The sequence below is a fragment of the Streptomyces sp. NPDC048420 genome (assembly GCF_040651535.1).
Classification (GTDB): Bacteria; Actinomycetota; Actinomycetes; order Streptomycetales; family Streptomycetaceae; genus Streptomyces.
In genome coordinates this window covers 63,192-79,785 of the sequence record NZ_JBEZKG010000034.1, presented here as the reverse complement: position 1 = coordinate 79,785, position 16,594 = coordinate 63,192, and the positions used below count along the sequence as shown (strand labels likewise).

16 protein-coding genes are annotated in these 16,594 nt (G+C 68.7%); 13 read left to right on the top strand and 3 right to left on the bottom strand.

Features of this window, described 5'->3' with window-relative positions:
• Nucleotides 1-721: 721 nt before the first annotated feature.
• Both AB0D34_RS41325 and AB0D34_RS41320 read right to left on the bottom strand, forming a co-directional pair.
• Nucleotides 722-922 carry a DUF397 domain-containing protein gene (locus AB0D34_RS41325; protein WP_362671869.1) on the bottom strand — a complete coding sequence of 67 codons (201 nt, stop codon included), beginning with the start codon at nucleotides 920-922 and terminating at the stop codon, nucleotides 722-724.
• 12 nt (nucleotides 923-934) lie between these two features.
• Complete coding sequence (locus AB0D34_RS41320; protein ID WP_362671866.1) at nucleotides 935-1,789, bottom strand: helix-turn-helix transcriptional regulator; 855 nt, start codon at nucleotides 1,787-1,789, stop codon at nucleotides 935-937.
• A gap of 231 nt (nucleotides 1,790-2,020) precedes the next feature.
• Between AB0D34_RS41320 and AB0D34_RS41315 the strand changes: the two genes are divergently transcribed.
• The 11 genes from AB0D34_RS41315 to AB0D34_RS41265 all read left to right on the top strand — a co-directional run bounded on the left by AB0D34_RS41315 (nucleotide 2,021) and on the right by AB0D34_RS41265 (nucleotide 13,798).
• On the top strand, nucleotides 2,021-2,470 hold the full coding sequence (locus AB0D34_RS41315) for an ATP-binding protein (RefSeq protein WP_362671865.1): 450 nt from the start codon (nucleotides 2,021-2,023) through the stop codon (nucleotides 2,468-2,470).
• A 59-nt stretch (nucleotides 2,471-2,529) separates the two neighbouring features.
• On the top strand, nucleotides 2,530-2,880 hold the full coding sequence (locus AB0D34_RS41310) for a hypothetical protein (protein ID WP_362671863.1): 351 nt from the start codon (nucleotides 2,530-2,532) through the stop codon (nucleotides 2,878-2,880).
• The gene (locus tag AB0D34_RS41305) at nucleotides 2,877-3,593 is read left to right on the top strand and encodes a nucleotidyl transferase AbiEii/AbiGii toxin family protein (protein ID WP_362671861.1); all 717 of its coding nucleotides are present in this window, start codon (nucleotides 2,877-2,879) and stop codon (nucleotides 3,591-3,593) included. The genes AB0D34_RS41310 and AB0D34_RS41305 overlap by 4 nt, the downstream gene beginning before the upstream one ends.
• Nucleotides 3,594-3,799: 206 nt before the next feature.
• On the top strand, nucleotides 3,800-5,182 hold the full coding sequence (locus tag AB0D34_RS41300) for a nitrate/nitrite transporter (protein ID WP_362671859.1): 1,383 nt from the start codon (nucleotides 3,800-3,802) through the stop codon (nucleotides 5,180-5,182).
• Between the two features lie 119 nt (nucleotides 5,183-5,301).
• Nucleotides 5,302-6,456 (top strand): uroporphyrinogen-III synthase, encoded by a 1,155-nt coding sequence (locus tag AB0D34_RS41295; protein WP_362671856.1) that lies wholly within the window; start codon nucleotides 5,302-5,304, stop codon nucleotides 6,454-6,456.
• Between the two features lie 345 nt (nucleotides 6,457-6,801).
• A complete protein-coding gene (locus AB0D34_RS41290) occupies nucleotides 6,802-7,386 on the top strand; it encodes an ABATE domain-containing protein (protein WP_362671854.1) in 585 nt (194 codons plus the stop codon).
• A 318-nt stretch (nucleotides 7,387-7,704) separates the two neighbouring features.
• Nucleotides 7,705-8,226: a sigma-70 family RNA polymerase sigma factor gene (locus AB0D34_RS41285; RefSeq protein ID WP_010039908.1), complete on the top strand. Its 522-nt coding sequence runs from the start codon at nucleotides 7,705-7,707 to the stop codon at nucleotides 8,224-8,226.
• A gap of 47 nt (nucleotides 8,227-8,273) precedes the next feature.
• Entirely contained in the window at nucleotides 8,274-9,056 is a 783-nt protein-coding gene (locus AB0D34_RS41280; protein ID WP_362671851.1) for a zf-HC2 domain-containing protein, read from the top strand.
• A gap of 64 nt (nucleotides 9,057-9,120) precedes the next feature.
• Entirely contained in the window at nucleotides 9,121-11,487 is a 2,367-nt protein-coding gene (locus tag AB0D34_RS41275) for a UvrD-helicase domain-containing protein (RefSeq protein ID WP_362671849.1), read from the top strand.
• A gap of 286 nt (nucleotides 11,488-11,773) precedes the next feature.
• Complete coding sequence (locus tag AB0D34_RS41270) at nucleotides 11,774-13,189, top strand: NAD-dependent malic enzyme (protein WP_362671847.1); 1,416 nt, start codon at nucleotides 11,774-11,776, stop codon at nucleotides 13,187-13,189.
• Between the two features lie 327 nt (nucleotides 13,190-13,516).
• Nucleotides 13,517-13,798 (top strand): HU family DNA-binding protein, encoded by a 282-nt coding sequence (locus AB0D34_RS41265; RefSeq protein ID WP_007382399.1) that lies wholly within the window; start codon nucleotides 13,517-13,519, stop codon nucleotides 13,796-13,798.
• A gap of 281 nt (nucleotides 13,799-14,079) precedes the next feature.
• On the opposite strand, the gene murA is transcribed toward AB0D34_RS41265, so the two are convergent.
• Entirely contained in the window at nucleotides 14,080-15,426 is a 1,347-nt protein-coding gene (murA, locus tag AB0D34_RS41260; RefSeq protein ID WP_362671845.1) for a UDP-N-acetylglucosamine 1-carboxyvinyltransferase, read from the bottom strand.
• Between the two features lie 253 nt (nucleotides 15,427-15,679).
• Here murA and AB0D34_RS41255 point away from each other — a divergent pair, with 253 nt between their 5' ends.
• On the top strand, nucleotides 15,680-16,252 hold the full coding sequence (locus tag AB0D34_RS41255) for a YqgE/AlgH family protein (RefSeq protein WP_362671844.1): 573 nt from the start codon (nucleotides 15,680-15,682) through the stop codon (nucleotides 16,250-16,252).
• 29 nt (nucleotides 16,253-16,281) lie between these two features.
• Complete coding sequence (locus AB0D34_RS41250) at nucleotides 16,282-16,560, top strand: DUF3039 domain-containing protein (RefSeq protein ID WP_123761082.1); 279 nt, start codon at nucleotides 16,282-16,284, stop codon at nucleotides 16,558-16,560.
• The last annotated feature ends 34 nt before the right edge of the window (nucleotides 16,561-16,594 follow it).

The following is a 16,594-nucleotide window of genomic DNA, read 5'->3' as shown; positions in this document are numbered from 1 at the left end:
CGTCACTCGGCTCTTCGGCCTGCACAGCCTCAGACCACGGCACGAAAACGGTCCACCGACTCCGTCGGCGGACTGTCACGAAACTTTGAGGTTAGGGAGGTGAAGACGAGGCCGCTGTCCCTCCAGGCTGACCCAGCCGTTTCGCGTTTCCCGTTCAGCTGTTCCCTGTGCTTCTTGAGGGAGTGGAGGCATTCGGCAGGAAGGGCGATGTAGCGTTCAGATGCCCGGGTCTTGGTGGGCAGACGAGTGAGACCGCCGGATTCTTGTCTTCGGGATCTGAAACCAGGATTTCATTCAATTTGGACGGGATTGATGATCCTCTTGTATTCGCGGGGAGTCGGATCACTTGGTATAGAGGAGGGAGTGCCGTTGACAACCCGTTCAAATGAGACACCTAGTGGCTCGGCCGCGTTCAGTTCCGGATATACGTTTAGAGTCTGGCGATATGGAGTCGGCCACTCTCAGTTGCTGCTCAGGGCAGCTCCTGGCGGGGCGGATAGTGACTGTCTAGATCTACTCTTCGAGGGTGTGAGTGCCATGAAAATGGCCACCCGGTTTGAATCGATGGAAATCACTGTCGCCAGCGCGGGTGAAACTCGCGAGATTCTTTAAATCTCTGGGGTTTTTCGCGTTCGGCACTACTTGGCGCAGGCGCGAACTCGACATTTTCGGGTCCCTGAGAGAGGGCGCGGGGGTCCCGCCGGAACTGTCGGGGGCAGGATCAGATGGGGTCCTGCAACGGCGACGTTGGGAAGGTCGTCTGGGAAATGAAGTGAATCCAGACGGTGGCTGGGAAGGCAAGGTGGGGGCCTTCGGTGATCTTTGAGTCGCGGACGTGGATGGCGGTGAGCGTGGCGGCTATCTCGACGCAGTTCGAACTGTCGCCGCTGTAAGTGGACTTCTGCCAGTGGAGGGTCTGCACGGCACGGACCTTTCACGTGTCCTGGATGAGGCGGTGGATGAAGTCCCGTGACTCGGTGATGCCGAGGGCGCAGGTCTCCATGTGATCAAGTACGGCACGGTACTTGCTCAACCATGCCTCTGTGTCGAGGAAGCCGCAGCCCCCGTGGTGTGTGTCCAGCTGAACTGTGTCGAGCTGTGGGACGGCGCCCTCCACGTAGTCGAAGGACTGGCCTGTGCTCGGGAAGAACTCCGTGCCGAAGGGGATTACTCGGACTGTGACATGAGCCAGTTCGCTCATGTCCAGCAGGTGCTTGAGCTGGCCGAGCACGACACCGGATCCGCCGAAGCCCATGCGTAGGGCCGTCTCGTGGATGAATGCCGAGTACAGGGGTGGATCTTCCCGGTGCAGGATGCCCTGCCGCTTCATGCGGTGTGTGAGGCGGTGTTCGATCTCGTACTGCCGCATGGGCGGTACGACTGCCCGGAAGAGGGATCGGGCATGGTCTGTGGTTTGCAGCAGTGCGGGGATGTGAATCACGAGGGCCACCCGCAGCCCCGATGCGTGGTGCTCCAGTTCGGCCAGGTCGACCAGCGCTGCCGGTAGGTGATCGCGGTACGTCTCCCACCAGTCGAGGGTCCGCCTCCCCGTCATGTCGGCCAGGGCGTCGATCAGAGCCTCGTCGGAGCACGCGTAGGTCGACGCCATGGCGCGGACTCGGTCGGCGCTGAGAGCGCTGCGGCCGGTCTCGATCATGCTGATGCGCCCTTGGTTGACGCCGAACAGGGAGGCGGCGCCGGTCGTGGTGAAGCCCGCCTGCTCGCGGAGTTTGCGCAGTTCGGCCCCGAGTCGGCGCTGGCGGAGCGTGGGGTTGCTGGTGGGCGGCAAAGCGCCTCCTCTCGGGCGGCGACGCGGTGGTCGTGTAACCCACACGAAGTAATCGCGGGCACATCTCCTGGATTCGGAAGATGTATCTCCCGTGAGCCTCTAGTGTGCTTCTTGTCGCCCAACTCCCCCCGCCCATAAGCCGGAAGCGCACCCATCCAGGCACAGCCACCGCACGGCGAGCTGGTTGAGCAGATCCTCGAATCTCCCCTTCTCTCCTGCCGGAGGTATCCGATGGTCACCGTAGCCCTGCCCGACACCTGGGCGTACGCCCTTCGCCTGCCGTATGACCCGAGAGCCGCACGTGTCGCACGTACGACCGTGCGGGCTGCCCTGAAAGGCCACGGCATGGTCGAAGTACTCGACGCCGTGGAGCTGTTGACGTCGGAACTCGTCACCAACGCCTACCTCTACGCCAAGGGCCCCGCCTCACTGAGGCTGACGGCCCTGGGGGAGGGGCGGCTGCGGGTCGGGGTCTGGGACAGTCACCCCTGCATCCCCGCACCCTTCGCCCGGCCTCCCGGCGATCGTGTTCCGCCCGCTCCGGCGGGGGACGCCGGAGGGCGCGGACTGTTCCTCGTCCAGGAGCTTGCCGACTCGTATGGCGGCTGGTCGCTCAAGGACGGGGTTCTCGACCGGGGAGCCGGGAAGCTGTTGTGGTTTGAGGTTGGTGGGAAGCGCTGAGCGGCAGCGTGATCGTCCGCCCAGCCGCGGCTGTCGTACGAGCCCGGCATACTGCTGCTGTGGCCGACTACGCAGACGCAAGCAGAAGCGCGCCTTCCCGCTGGGGTTACGGGACGGAGCGGCTGCCGACCACGCTCGACGAGCTGGAGGGACCCACGAGCGGAGCCGTCGAGCTTCCCCTGGAGCTGGCTTGGTCCGGGCTGCGAGTCTTCGACCTCGGTGACGTGAAGCTGCTGCTGGGCCTGTACCGAATCGTCCTCAACAACGGATCGACGGACGACTTCGTGCGCTACCTCGATCACGGGCATCTCGTCCGTCACTGGCCGATCCTGCGCAAGATGCTGGGGCGTGGCGTGCGCGACACGTGGGAGGAAGCTTTTCCCGAGCTCCGTCGCTCCGGCTCGGCATGAAGCTGGCCCCGCTGCATCGCCGACTTCTGGCGGACGCCCTGAATGCGGGCGAGGACTACGAGCTCGCCCTCGCCGGTGGGTATGCCGTACAGGCTCACGGTCTGGTCGCTCGTCTCAGCCAGGATCTGGACTTCGCGACTCGGCACCCCGCGGCGATGACCGACATCGTCCCGCGCCTCGCGGATGGCCTGCGGGCGAGGGGGTGGGCGGTCGCAGTGGTCGATGTCAGGCCGCTCAAGGCGCGGCTCCTCGTAACGGATCCGGACAGCCGGGAGGCCTGCGAGGTCGACCTCCTCAAAGAGGCCTTGGCCCGTCAGCCTGTCGTCATGGATGTCGGCCCCGTGGTGGATCTCGAAGATCTGGTGGTCATGAAGGTGCGGGCCCTCGGCGATCGCGGTCTGCCAAGGGACGTGATCGACGTCCACGCCGCCTGCCGGTACTACTCCGTCATCGAGCTGGAGCAGCTGGGCGCACGGGACGAGGGGGAATTCGACCTCGCCGAACTACGCGACCGCCTCGAAAGCGTCGTATGGGTCGGCGACGAGGAGTTCGCGGCGTACGGACTCGGCCCCGACGACATCGCCGACCTGCGGCGATGGGCCCTGGAGTGGGAGTCCGACCTCGGGCTCAGGCTGGCCGAGGAGTACGACGACCCCGAAGACGATCCCGAAGACGGCCCCGAGGGCCCCGGCGACCGAACCGGTAGCCTGTGACCTGGACCGGCTCTCAGGCCCCGGTCCCCTGCAGCGGAGCTGTTCGTAACATAAAGGCCTCAGGACCTCTCATCCCGCCCCTCGCCGGGGTGAGAGCAAAGTTCCTTTCCGGTCACCCGGTGCCACAGGCAGGAAACGCGTCCTCCCTACCTTCGGGATCAGCCGCTCATAGCAGGACCTGAGCCCCGTCGCACCGTGGAGGCGTCATGACAGCCCCTAGTACAGCCCCCGCACCCCAGAACAGGGGCGGACGCTGGATCGAGCAGTGGGATCCCGAGAACGAGACCTTCTGGAAGGAGACGGGCGAGAAGATCGCCCGGCGGAACCTCTTCTTCTCCGTACTCTCCGAGCACATCGGCTTCTCGATCTGGACCCTGTGGTCCGTGCTGGTGCTCTTCATGGGCCCCGAGTACGGGCTGACCCCGGCCGACAAGTTCCTGCTGACGTCCACGGTGACGCTCGTAGGGGCCGTCGTCCGCGTGCCGTACACCTTCGCCGTCGCCATCTTCGGCGGGCGGAACTGGACGATCATCTCGGCCGGCCTGCTGCTCATCCCCACCATCGCCGCCTTCGCGGTGATGAAGCCGGGCACCTCCTTCTCCACCTTCCTGGTGGTCGGTCTGCTGGCCGGCATCGGCGGCGGCAACTTCGCCTCCTCGATGACCAACATCAACGCCTTCTTCCCGCTCAAGAAGAAGGGGTGGGCGCTCGGGCTCAACGCCGGTGGCGGAAACATCGGCGTCCCGGTCATCCAGCTGATCGCCCTCGCCATCATCGGCGCTAGCGGCGGCCCGCGCGTGCTGCTCGGCATCTACATCCCGCTGATCGTCATCGCCGCCACCCTCGCCGCGATCTACATGGACAACCTCTCGTCCGTGAAGAACGACACCGGCGCCGCCAAGGACGCCGCAAAGGACGCCCACACCTGGATTATGTCCTTCCTCTACATCGGGACGTTCGGGTCGTTCATCGGTTACGCCTTCGCCTTCGGCCAGGTCCTCCAGGTCCAGTTCGGTCGTACCCCGCTGCAGGCCGCGTACCTCACCTTCATCGGCCCGCTGCTCGGCTCGCTCATCCGCCCCCTCGGCGGCTGGCTCGCCGACAAGTACGGCGGCGCGAAGATCACCCTCTACAACTACGTCGGCATGGCCGTCGCCACCGGTGTCCTGGTCATCGCCAGCATGGAGAAGTCGCTCCCGCTGTTCGTCTCCGTCTTCGTGGTGCTCTTCGTCCTCAGCGGGCTCGGCAACGGCTCGACCTTCAAGATGATCCCCGGCATCTTCCAGAACAAGGCGCTCGCCAAGGGGCTCGAGGGCGAGGAGGCCGTGCTGTACGGCCGCCGGCTCTCCGGCGCCTCCATGGGCCTCATCGGCGCGGTCGGCGCGCTCGGCGGAGTCGGCATCAACATGGCCTTCCGCCAGTCCTTCCTCAGCAACGGCTCCGGCACCGGCGCCTTCATCACCTTCCTGGTCTACTACGCCCTCTGCTTCGGGGTCACCTGGGCCGTATACCTTCGCCGTACGGCCGCCAAGGGGGAGTCCACGACGGCCGCCGAGACGAAGCCGCAGCTCACCTACGCCGAGGTGTGACGTAACACTGGCGACATGAACCGGAACCGAGCCTGTCACGAGCCGTTGACAGGCTCGGTCGGCATGTAGGAACGACCGAGTACGACCATGTACTACGACTCGAGTGCGGGACGAGAGCCATGTACGAGCAACAGCAGCCAGCAGAGCAGCACGGCCCCCTCGCGGGGTTCACCGTGGGAGTCACGGCCGCGCGCCGGGCCGACGAACTCGGTGCGCTGCTCCAGCGCCGCGGGGCCGCCGTACTGCACGCGCCCGCCCTACGGATCGTGCCCCTCTCCGACGACAGCGAACTGCTGGCGGCGACGAAGGGCCTCATAGACCAGGCGCCGGACGTGGTCGTGGCCACCACGGCGATCGGGTTCCGGGGGTGGATCGAGGCCGCCGACGGGTGGGGGCTCGGCGAGCCGCTTCTCGACCGGCTGCGCGAGGTGGAGCTGCTGGCGCGTGGACCCAAGGTCAAGGGGGCCGTACGGGCCGCCGGGCTGACGGAGGAGTGGTCGCCGTCGTCCGAGTCCATGGCCGAGGTGCTCGACCGGCTGCTTGAGGAGGGCGTCGAGGGCCGCCGGGTCGCCATCCAGTTGCACGGGGAGCCGCTGCCCGGGTTCGTGGAGGCGCTCAGGGCCGGGGGCGCGGAGGTCGTGGGCGTGCCGGTGTACCGGTGGATGCCGCCGGAGGACCTCGGGCCGCTCGACCGGTTGCTGGACGCGACCGTCTCGCGCGGCCTGGACGCGCTGACCTTCACGAGCGCGCCCGCCGCCGCGTCCCTGCTGTCGCGGGCCGAGGACCGCAGTCTGCTGCCGGAGCTGCTCGCGGCCCTCAACCACGATGTGCTGCCGGCGTGTGTCGGGCCGGTGACCGCGCTGCCGCTGCAGGCGCAGGGCGTGGACACGGTCCAGCCCGAGCGCTTCCGGCTCGGGCCGCTCGTACAGCTGCTGTGCCAGGAGCTTCCCGGCCGGGCCCGCTCGTTGCCCATCGCCGGCCACCGGGTGGAGATCCGGGGGCACGCGGTGCTGGTCGACGGGGCGCTGCGGCCGGTGCCGCCCGCGGGGATGTCGTTGCTGCGGGCGCTGTCACGGCGGCCGGGCTGGGTGGTGTCCCGGGCGGAACTGCTGCGGGCGCTGCCGGGGGCGGGCCGTGACGAGCACGCCGTGGAGACGGCCATGGCCCGTCTCCGTACGGCCCTGGGGGCGCCGAAGCTGATCCAGACGGTGGTGAAGCGGGGGTACCGGCTGGCACTGGACCCGGCGGCGGACGCGAAGTACTCGGACGCCTGATTCCTTCGCCCCCGCAGCCCCTGCCCGTCCCGTCCTCCAGGGGCTGCCGCCCCTTCATGCCCCGCTCCCAGGGGCTCCGCCCCCGGACCCCCGCTCCTCAAACGCCGGCGGGGCTGATTTCGCCCGCGATCCAGCCCCACCCGTGATGTCTCCCTGTCAGGGACCGCTCGCCACGCCGGCATGGCCATGATGTGCACCCGCGTGCGTGTCCGTCCGCGCACCGCCCCGGTACGAGGGGTTCCGGCGGCGGGAGCGGGAAGGCACTGTGGGAGGAAGCCCCGGCACAGTCCCGAAGCACCTCACCGACGCCATCCGACCGGGGCACCCCTAGGCGGTGACAGGCACATGGCACTGGGTACGGCCACGGTCGCGTACGAGCTGCGGTTCGACGCCGGACGGATCTGTCTCGATCTCCTCGCGACCACCCACCCCGAGGAACGCCTCGACTCGACGAAGGTGCTGTGCGCCTGGATCGTCGGCTCGGGTCTGGTGCCGGACGGGACGGACCTGACGCACGCGGACCCCTCCTGGCTCGTCGCTTTCCGTGAACTGCGGGGATGGATCGGGCAGTTGGTACGCGACACCCCCGGGCCCGGCTACGAGCTCGCGCTCGCCCACGTCAACGACACCGCCCGCGCCGCGCCCCCGGCCCCGCGCGCGGTGCCCGGTGAAGGCGGTGCGCTGGTACGGGAGTTGGCCGGTCCGCCGGAGTGCGCGGCACTGCTCGGGGCCGTCGCCAGGGACGCCGTGGAACTGCTCACCGACCCCGTCGCGCGGGCGGCGATCAGAGAGTGCGAAGGGGACAACTGCCCCATCGTCTACCTCGATACGTCACGGGGGCGCAGGAGGCGCTGGTGCTCCAGTGAGGTCTGTGGGAACCGGGAAAGAGTGGCCCGGCATCGCCGCCGGGCGGCACTCGCACGCGTCTGACAGGTCGTTATGTCCCTTCTGTGGAGGGGGAGTCGACGTGATTTCGATTACATGTCGTTTACTCACTCAACCTTACGGGCCGTAGTCGCGATCTTGCCTGTGTGGCGGAAATGTAAAGATCGCGCGGCGGGAATGTGCGCGCATGTCCTGTCTCGTCACGTCACTCAGAAGAAAACTGTCTTCGCGCTTTGAACATCCAACTCCTCGCCTCCGTACCTCTCGTCGAGCGACCGACTGGGGGAACCCGGGACATCGGAGGTGGGCGTGCGCAAGGATTCCGTCGTGGCCAATGAACGTGGATCGAGGGCCCGACATCGCATGTCCCAGCCCTCGGAACCTGATGAGGAGCTGATGCGTGCCCTGTACAGAGAGCACGCCGGGCCTCTCCTTGCGTATGTCCTCCGGTTGGTTGCGGGTGACCGCCAGAGAGCCGAGGACGTGGTGCAGGAGACGCTCATCCGTGCCTGGAAGAACGCCGGACAGCTCAATCGAGCAACCGGATCGGTACGCCCCTGGCTGGTGACGGTCGCCCGGCGCATCGTCATCGACGGACACCGCAGCCGGCAGGCCCGGCCGCAGGAGGTCGACCCGTCACCGCTGGAGGTCATCCCCGCGGAGGACGAGATCGACAAGGCGCTGTGGTTGATGACGCTGTCGGACGCGCTCGACGACCTGACCCCGGCTCACCGGGAGGTGCTCGTCGAGACGTACTTCAAGGGGCGTACCGTCAATGAGGCGGCCGAGACACTGGGCATACCCAGCGGAACCGTCCGCTCGCGGGTGTTCTACGCCCTGCGGTCGATGAAGCTCGCACTGGAGGAGCGGGGGGTGACGGCGTGATGAGTGTTTACGGGGGTAACCAGGGGTTCGGTACAGGTGGTTCGGGTATGTCAGGCTCCATGATGGGAAATCCGGTGCCGAACGAGCATGAGACCGTCGGCGCCTACGCCCTCGGGATCCTCGACGACGCCGAGGCGACCGCCTTCGAGGCCCATCTCGCGACCTGTGAATGGTGCGCCCAGCAGCTCGACGAGCTCGCCGGAATGGAGCCGATGCTGGCCGCCCTCGCGGACCTGCCGGGCTCCGGCACCCCCGCGATCGGGGAGTCGCTCTCCGCCAAGCCCAGCCCACGCATCGTGAACAAGCTCGTGGACGAGGTCGCGGAGCGCCGTGCGCACAAGCGGCGCCGCAGCTTCTACATGGTCGCGGCAGCGGCCGCGTTGATCATCGGCGGCCCGTTCGTCGCGATGGCGGCGAGCGGCGGCGACTCGGACGGCGGCGGAGCCAAGCAGGGCCAGGTCCTGGCGGCCACTCCCAAGCAACTCTTCGAGTCCATGACCGACAAGGTGGCGGCGACCGACTCCTCCACCGGCGTCAGCGCGACCGTCGCCATGGCCCAGAAGGACTGGGGCACCTCGCTCGGTCTGGAGCTCAAGGGCGTCAAGGGACCACTCAAGTGCTCCCTGATCGCGGTGGGCACCAACGGCGAGCGCTGGACGGCCTCCACCTGGTCCGTCGGCAAGTGGGGCTACGGCATCCCGGACGGCAAGACCCCGGAGTCCAAGCAGCCTCTCTACATCGGCGGCGCGGTGGCACCCTCCCAGGGCGACATCGACCACTTCGAGGTCGTCACCTCCGACGGCAAGAAGCTCGTCCAGGTCGACGTGTAGCTTCCCGCCCGGGGTCCCCTTCGCGTACGGTTGACGGCTGCCCAGCACGTCAGAAGGGGGCCCGGTGGCCGCTCAGGCTCAACCAACTGCGGTCGGCTCGGTTCAGGACTCGGTTCGGGACCGTGAGATCAGCGTCGAACAGGAACATCTGGACCGGGTCTACCGGCGCCTCGAGGAGAAGATCCACGAGGCGGAGTTCCTGATGAACGACGCCGCCAAGCGTGGCCAGGTCGGCACGCCCGGCGCGCTCGCCGAGCGGGACGCCCAGGTCTTCCGGGCCGGCGTCCACCTCAACCGGCTGAACAACGAGTTCGAGGACTTCCTGTTCGGCCGGATCGACCTGCTTCTCGGCAAGGACGGCAAGAAGGGGCCCGACGGCGCCTACACCGCCGTGGAAGCCGCCGAAGGGGCCGTCCGCGAGGACAACACCGCCGACATCGCGGAGACCCTGCACATCGGCCGGATCGGGGTCCTGGACTCCGAGTACGCCCCGCTCGTCATCGACTGGCGGGCCCCGGCCGCCGCCCCCTTCTACAGGTCCACTCCGGTGGATCCCGGGCGTGTCGTACGACGTCGGGTCATCCGCTCCAAGGGCCGCAAGGTGCTCGGCGTCGAGGACGACCTCATGCGTCCCGAGCTCAGGGCCTTCCTCGACGGCCACCAGCTGCCCGTCATCGGCGACGGCGCCCTCATGGCCGCGCTCGGCCAGGCCCGCAGCCACACCATGCGGGACATCGTCGCCTCCATCCAGGCCGAACAGGACCTGGTCATCCGCGCCCCCGCCGCGTCCGTGACCTACGTCGAGGGCGGACCCGGCACCGGCAAGACCGCCGTCGCCCTGCACCGCGCGGCCTACCTCCTCTACCAGGACCGCCGCCGCTACTCGGGCGGCATCCTCATCGTGTCGCCGACGCCCCTGCTGGTCGCGTACACCGAGGGCGTACTGCCCTCCCTCGGTGAGGAGGGCCAGGTCGCGATCCGGGCGATCGGCTCCCTGGTCGACGGCGTCGAGGCCACCCTCTACGACTCTCCGGCGGTGGCCCGCGCCAAGGGCTCGTACCGGATGCTGAAGGTGCTGCGGAAGGCGGCGCGGGGGGCGCTGGAACAGGGGACTCACGGGGGAGACGGTTCCGGTCAGCTCGCCCTCTGTGAGGAGGAGACAACACCCGAGGCCACTCCCGCGGGACCCCCCACCCGTCTTCGCGTCGTCGCCTTCGGGCGGCGGCTCGAACTGGAGGCGGACGAGCTGGAGCGGGTCCGCCGCAACGCCCTCAGCGGCACCGCGCCCGTCAACCTGCTGCGGCCCCGGGCCCGCAAGCTGCTCCTGGACGCGCTGTGGGCGCGGTCCGGGGCGGGGGGTCGGCACACCGATCCGGAGCTGGCCGCCGAGCTGCGGTCGTCGTTCGACGAGGACATCACCTCGGAGGACAGCTTCATCGAGTTCCTCGACGCCTGGTGGCCCGAGCTGACCCCCAAGGCCGTCCTCGCCGCCATGGCCGACGAGCGGCGCCTGGGCCGTTGGGCCCGCCGCATCCTCAACCCCGGCGAGGTCCGCAGGGTCGCCCGCTCGCTCCGGCGCGACGGCCTCTCCGTGCACGACATCGCCATGCTCGACGAACTCCAGGCGATCCTCGGCGCCCCGGCCCGCCCGAAGAAGCGGCGCGACCTGGACCCGCTCGACCACCTCACCGGCCTGGAGGAGCTGATGCCGGTGCGCGAGGAGTCGCAGCGCGAGCGCGCCGAGCGGCTCGCCCAGGAGCGGGTCGAGTACGCCCACGTCATCGTCGACGAGGCCCAGGACCTCACGCCGATGCAGTGGCGCATGGTCGGCCGCCGCGGCCGGCACGCCACCTGGACCGTCGTCGGCGACCCCGCCCAGTCCTCCTGGTCCGACCCCGACGAGGCCGCCGAAGCCCGCGACGAGGCCCTCGGCAGCCGCCCCCGCCGCCGCTTCCAGCTCACGGTGAACTACCGCAACCCCTCCGAGATCGCCGACCTCGCGGCGAAGGTGCTGGCGCTGGCCATGCCGGGCGCCGAGTCCCCGCGAGCCGTACGGTCCACCGGTGTCGAGCCCCGCTTCACGGCCGTGGGCAGGTCCCTGGCGGAGGCCGTCCGCGCGGAGGCCGCACGCCTCCTCGAACTCGTCGACGGCACCGTCGGCGTCGTCGTCGCCATGCAGCGGCGCGAGGAGGCCGCACGCTGGCTCGCCGGGCTCGGTGACCGGGTGGTGGCGCTCGGCAGCCTGGAGGCCAAGGGCCTGGAGTACGACGCCACGGTCGTCGTGTCGCCCGCGGAGATCGCGGACGAGTCACCGGCCGGACTGCGGGTGCTGTACGTCGCCCTGACCCGGGCGACCCAGCAGCTGACCGTGGTCTCCGGTGACCGCGACCAACCGGACGCCCAGGGTGTCCCCGATCTCCTCAGGGACTGATCCCCATGAACTGTCGAGACGGGAATGGCCTTACGGGATCCGTTTGTTAGCCTTGACGTGGCACCGGCCCGATCCAAGCCCCCGGGCCCAACCTTCGTCCCTCAGAGGGACCACTTGCCGCGAGGCGAGCATGGCGGGTCGGTGCCACTTCTCCTCTCCTCGGCTCCTCAGGGAGCGTCCCCTGTGAACAAAACGTTCGTAATCCTGCCCGGCTAACGTCTACTCGTCGGTAGGTGCGACCATCGGACGGCATCCAGCGCACAGGTGAAAGCAGAGGAAGTCGGCCATGGCAACGGCGCCCAGCGTCTCCTACTCGATGACGGTCCGGCTGGAGGTGCCCGCGAGCGGAACCGCCGTATCGCAGCTCACCACCGCCGTGGAGTCCTCCGGAGGCTCGGTGACCGGCCTCGACGTCACCGCCTCCGGTCACGAAAAGCTGCGGATCGACGTCACGATCGCGGCCAGCTCGACCAAGCACGCGGACGAGATCGTCGAGGAGCTGCGTCAGATCGAGGGCGTCACGCTCGGCAAGGTGTCCGACCGTACGTTCCTGATGCACCTCGGCGGCAAGATCGAGATGGCGTCGAAGCACCCCATCCGCAACCGCGACGACCTCTCCATGATCTACACGCCGGGTGTGGCCCGCGTCTGCATGGCGATCGCCGAGAACCCCGAGGACGCCCGCCGCCTCACCATCAAGCGCAACACCGTTGCGGTCGTGACGGACGGCTCGGCCGTCCTGGGCCTCGGCAACATCGGCCCGATGGCCGCCATGCCGGTCATGGAGGGCAAGGCGGCCCTCTTCAAGCGGTTCGCCGACATCGACGCCTGGCCGCTGTGCCTGGACACCCAGGACACCGACGAGATCGTCGCGATCGTCAAGGCGATCGCGCCGGGCTTCGCGGGCATCAACCTCGAGGACATCTCGGCCCCGCGCTGCTTCGAGATCGAGGCCCGGTTGCGCGAGGCTCTCGACATCCCCGTCTTCCACGACGACCAGCACGGCACCGCGATCGTCTGCCTCGCCGCCCTGACGAACGCACTTCGCGTCACCGGCAAGGCAATTGAGAACATCCGGGTCGTCATGTCCGGCGCCGGCGCGGCCGGTACGGCCATCCTCAAGCTGCTGATCGCGGCCGGCGTGAAGAACGCCGTCGTCGCCGACATCCACGGCGTCGTGCACGCGGGCCGCGAGGACCTGCGTGACGCCGCCGCGGACTCGCCGCTGCGCTGGATCGCCGACAACACCAACCCCGAGGACCTGACGGGGACGTTGAAGGAGGCCGTGCGCGGCGCCGACGTCTTCATCGGAGTCTCGGCCCCGAACGTCCTGGACGGCGCCGACGTGGCCGCCATGGCCGAGGGTGCGATCGTGTTCGCGCTCGCGAATCCCGACCCCGAAGTGGACCCGGCGATCGCCCGTCAGACGGCGGCCGTCGTGGCCACGGGCCGCTCCGACTTCCCGAACCAGATCAACAACGTGCTGGTCTTCCCGGGTGTCTTCCGCGGTCTGCTGGACGCCCAGTCCCGCACGGTCAACACCGAGATGATGCTCGCGGCCGCGAAGGCCCTCGCGGACGTCGTCACCGAGGACGAGCTCAACCCGAACTACATCATCCCGAGCGTCTTCAACGACAAGGTCGCCGGCGCGGTGGCGGGTGCGGTGCGGGAGGCGGCGAAGGCCGCGGGGGCGACGGCGTAGGTCCCCGACCGGGTCTTCGGACCCCGCGTCTACAGTGGGCGTCGGATATTTGTTCGGATGTGAGGATCGCCACGGCGGTCCTCCGGCCCGGCGCGTCGCGGAACCGGGGGCTTCGCGCCACCCTCTAGGGTGGCGCCACGCCCAGGCCTCTGTTCGTGTGACCCCCTAGGGTGTTCATGCGAGTCCTACGGGTGCCGGATTGGCTTTCCCGCAGCAGGTAGGGGCAGGATGCGTCCCTGGGCGCGAGCGCATCGGCTTCGCTGTGCCTCGTGTGCGGCTCCGCCGCGAGGCACACCCCAACGGCAAGAAGAACACGGGAGTAACAACATGAACCGCAGTGAGCTGGTGGCCGCGCTGGCCGACCGCGCCGAGGTGACCCGCAAGGACGCCGACGCCGTTCTGGCCGCGTTCGCCGAGACCGTCGGCGAGATCGTCGCCAAGGGTGACGAGAAGGTCACCATCCCCGGCTTCCTGACCTTCGAGCGCACCCACCGTGCCGCTCGCACCGCGCGCAACCCGCAGACCGGCGACCCGATCCAGATCCCGGCCGGCTACAGCGTCAAGGTTTCGGCGGGCTCCAAGCTCAAGGAAGCCGCCAAGGGCAAGTAAGCGCTCCGCTTCGAGCGCCGGGTAACTGCGGGCCGTCCTTCGGCTGACGGGACCGCCGTGGCTGGTCGCGCAGTTCCCCGCGCCCCTTGGGGGCGCTCAGCACAACGCCGATGGGGCGGTCACCCGAGTCCGGGTGACCGCCCCATCGGCGTTCCTGCGACCGCTGCAGCCAGCCGAGTGCCTTGCCCCTCAGTTCCACCTTCGCGCCCGGTTCCACGGACATGGCGACGGGGCGGCCATCCGGTGTGGTGGCCGCCCCGTCGGCGTGTTCAGGAGGTGGTTCAGCCGAGTGCCTTGCCCGGCAACTCCACCTTCGCGCCCAGCTCGACCAGCTTCTCCATGAAGTTCTCGTAGCCGCGGTTGATGAGGTCGATGCCGTGGACCCTCGAAGTCCCCTGCGCGGCCAGTGCCGCGATGAGGTACGAGAAGCCGCCGCGGAGGTCGGGGATGACCAGGTCGGCACCCTGGAGCCTGGTGGGGCCGGAGACGACCGCCGAGTGCAGGAAGTTGCGCTGGCCGAAGCGGCAGTCCGAGCCGCCCAGGCACTCGCGGTACAGCTGGATGTGCGCACCCATCTGGTTCAGCGCGGAGGTGAAGCCGAGGCGGGACTCGTAGACCGTCTCGTGGATGATCGACAGGCCGGTCGCCTGCGTGAGGGCGACCACCAGCGGCTGCTGCCAGTCCGTCTGGAAGCCCGGGTGCACGTCCGTTTCGAGCGCGATGGACTTCAACTGCCCACCGGGGTGCCAGAAGCGGATGCCCTCGTCGTCGATCTCGAAGGCACCGCCCACCTTCCGGTAGGTGTTCAGGAACGTCATCATCGAGCGCTGCTGGGCCCCGCGGACGTAGATGTTGCCCTCGGTCGCCAGCGCGGCGGACGCCCAGGAGGCGGCCTCCAGGCGGTCCGGCAGCGCGCGGTGGTTGTAGCCGCCGAGCCGGTCCACACCCGTGACGCGGATCGTCCGGTCGGTGTCCATCGCGATGATGGCGCCCATCTTCTGCAGGACGCAGATCAGGTCCTCGATCTCCGGCTCGACGGCCGCGTTCGAGAGTTCCGTGACGCCCTCCGCGAGGACCGCCGTCAGCAGCACCTGCTCGGTCGCCCCCACCGACGGGTACGGCAGCCGGATCTTCGTACCGCGAAGGCGCCGCGGTGCCTCCAGGAACTGCCCGTCCGCGCGCTTCTCGATCGTCGCGCCGAACTGCCGCAGCACCTCGAAGTGGAAGTCGATGGGCCGGCCACCGATGTCGCAGCCGCCGAGGCCGGGGATGAACGCGTGCCCGAGCCGGTGCAGCAGCGGGCCGCACAGCAGGATCGGGATCCGCGAGGAACCCGCGTGGGCATCGATGTCAGCGACGTTGGCGCTCTCGACGTGCGTCGGGTCCATCACCAGCTCGCCCGGTTCCTCACCCGGACGGACCGTCACCCCGTGCAGTTGCAGCAGTCCGCGTACGACCCGCACGTCACGGATGTCCGGAACGTTGCGCAGTCGACTCGGCTCGCTGCCCAGCAGGGCGGCGACCATGGCCTTCGGTACGAGGTTCTTCGCACCGCGGACACGGATCTCGCCCTCCAGCGGAGTTCCGCCGTGGACAAGCAGTACGTCGTCAGAGCCGTTGACGGTCATGTATCTCGCGTTCCGATGAGTCGGGCAGGGGCCAGAAGGGAAAGGGTAATCGCCGCCCACCCCCCTGCAGTAAGCCCAAGTACCGCCCAACCACGTCATAGCTCTGTCACAACACGAACTGCTAGGCGACGGGCACATGCGGTCACGGGCGCCTGGCGTGCGCGTAGGGCGCATCGTTGTGCTCTGAGCTGCAACCACTCCCGAAAGGGCATTGGCTCCCCACCGCGCGGGAAGATGCGGGATCATGTCTGGCATGACCGAGGTGTCCTCGCTCACAGGGCGGTTGCTCGTGGCAACGCCCGCCCTGGCGGACCCGAACTTCGACCGTGCGGTGGTGCTCCTTCTCGACCACGACGAGGAGGGCTCCCTCGGTGTCGTCCTCAACCGTCCCACCCCGGTGGACGTCGGCGACATCCTGGAGGGCTGGGCCGACCTCGCGGGCGAACCCGGTGTCGTCTTCCAGGGCGGCCCGGTCTCCCTGGACTCGGCGCTGGGCGTCGCCGTCATCCCCGGCGGCGGGGCCGTCGACGGGGCACCGCTGGGCTGGCGCAGAGTGCACGGCGCGATCGGACTGGTCGACCTGGAGGCCCCGCCGGAGCTGCTCGCCTCGGCCCTCGGCAGCCTGCGCATCTTCGCCGGGTACGCCGGCTGGGGCCCCGGCCAGCTGGAGGACGAGCTGGTGGACGGCGCCTGGTACGTCGTCGAGTCGGAACCCGGCGACGTCTCCTCCCCGTCCCCGGAGAGACTCTGGCGCGAGGTGCTGCGCCGCCAGCGCAACGAACTGGCGATGGTGGCCACGTACCCGGACGACCCTTCGCTCAACTGATCCATGTGAGCTTCAGTACTCTTGGGCTTATGAGCACTCTCGAGCCCGAGCGCGGGACTGGTACGGGGACCCTCGTCGAGCCCACGCCGCAGACTTCCCACGGCGACGGCGACCACGAGCGCTTCGCCCACTACGTCCAGAAGGACAAGATCATGGCGAGCGCCCTCGACGGGACCCCCGTCGTGGCGCTGTGCGGCAAGGTGTGGGTGCCCGGCCGCGATCCCAAGAAGTACCCCGTGTGTCCCATGTGCAAGGAGATCTACGAGTCCATGGGCTCGGGGGACGACGACAAGGGCGGCGACAAGTAGGACTGCCGCCCGGCTGAGCTTCACAGGGCCCCTG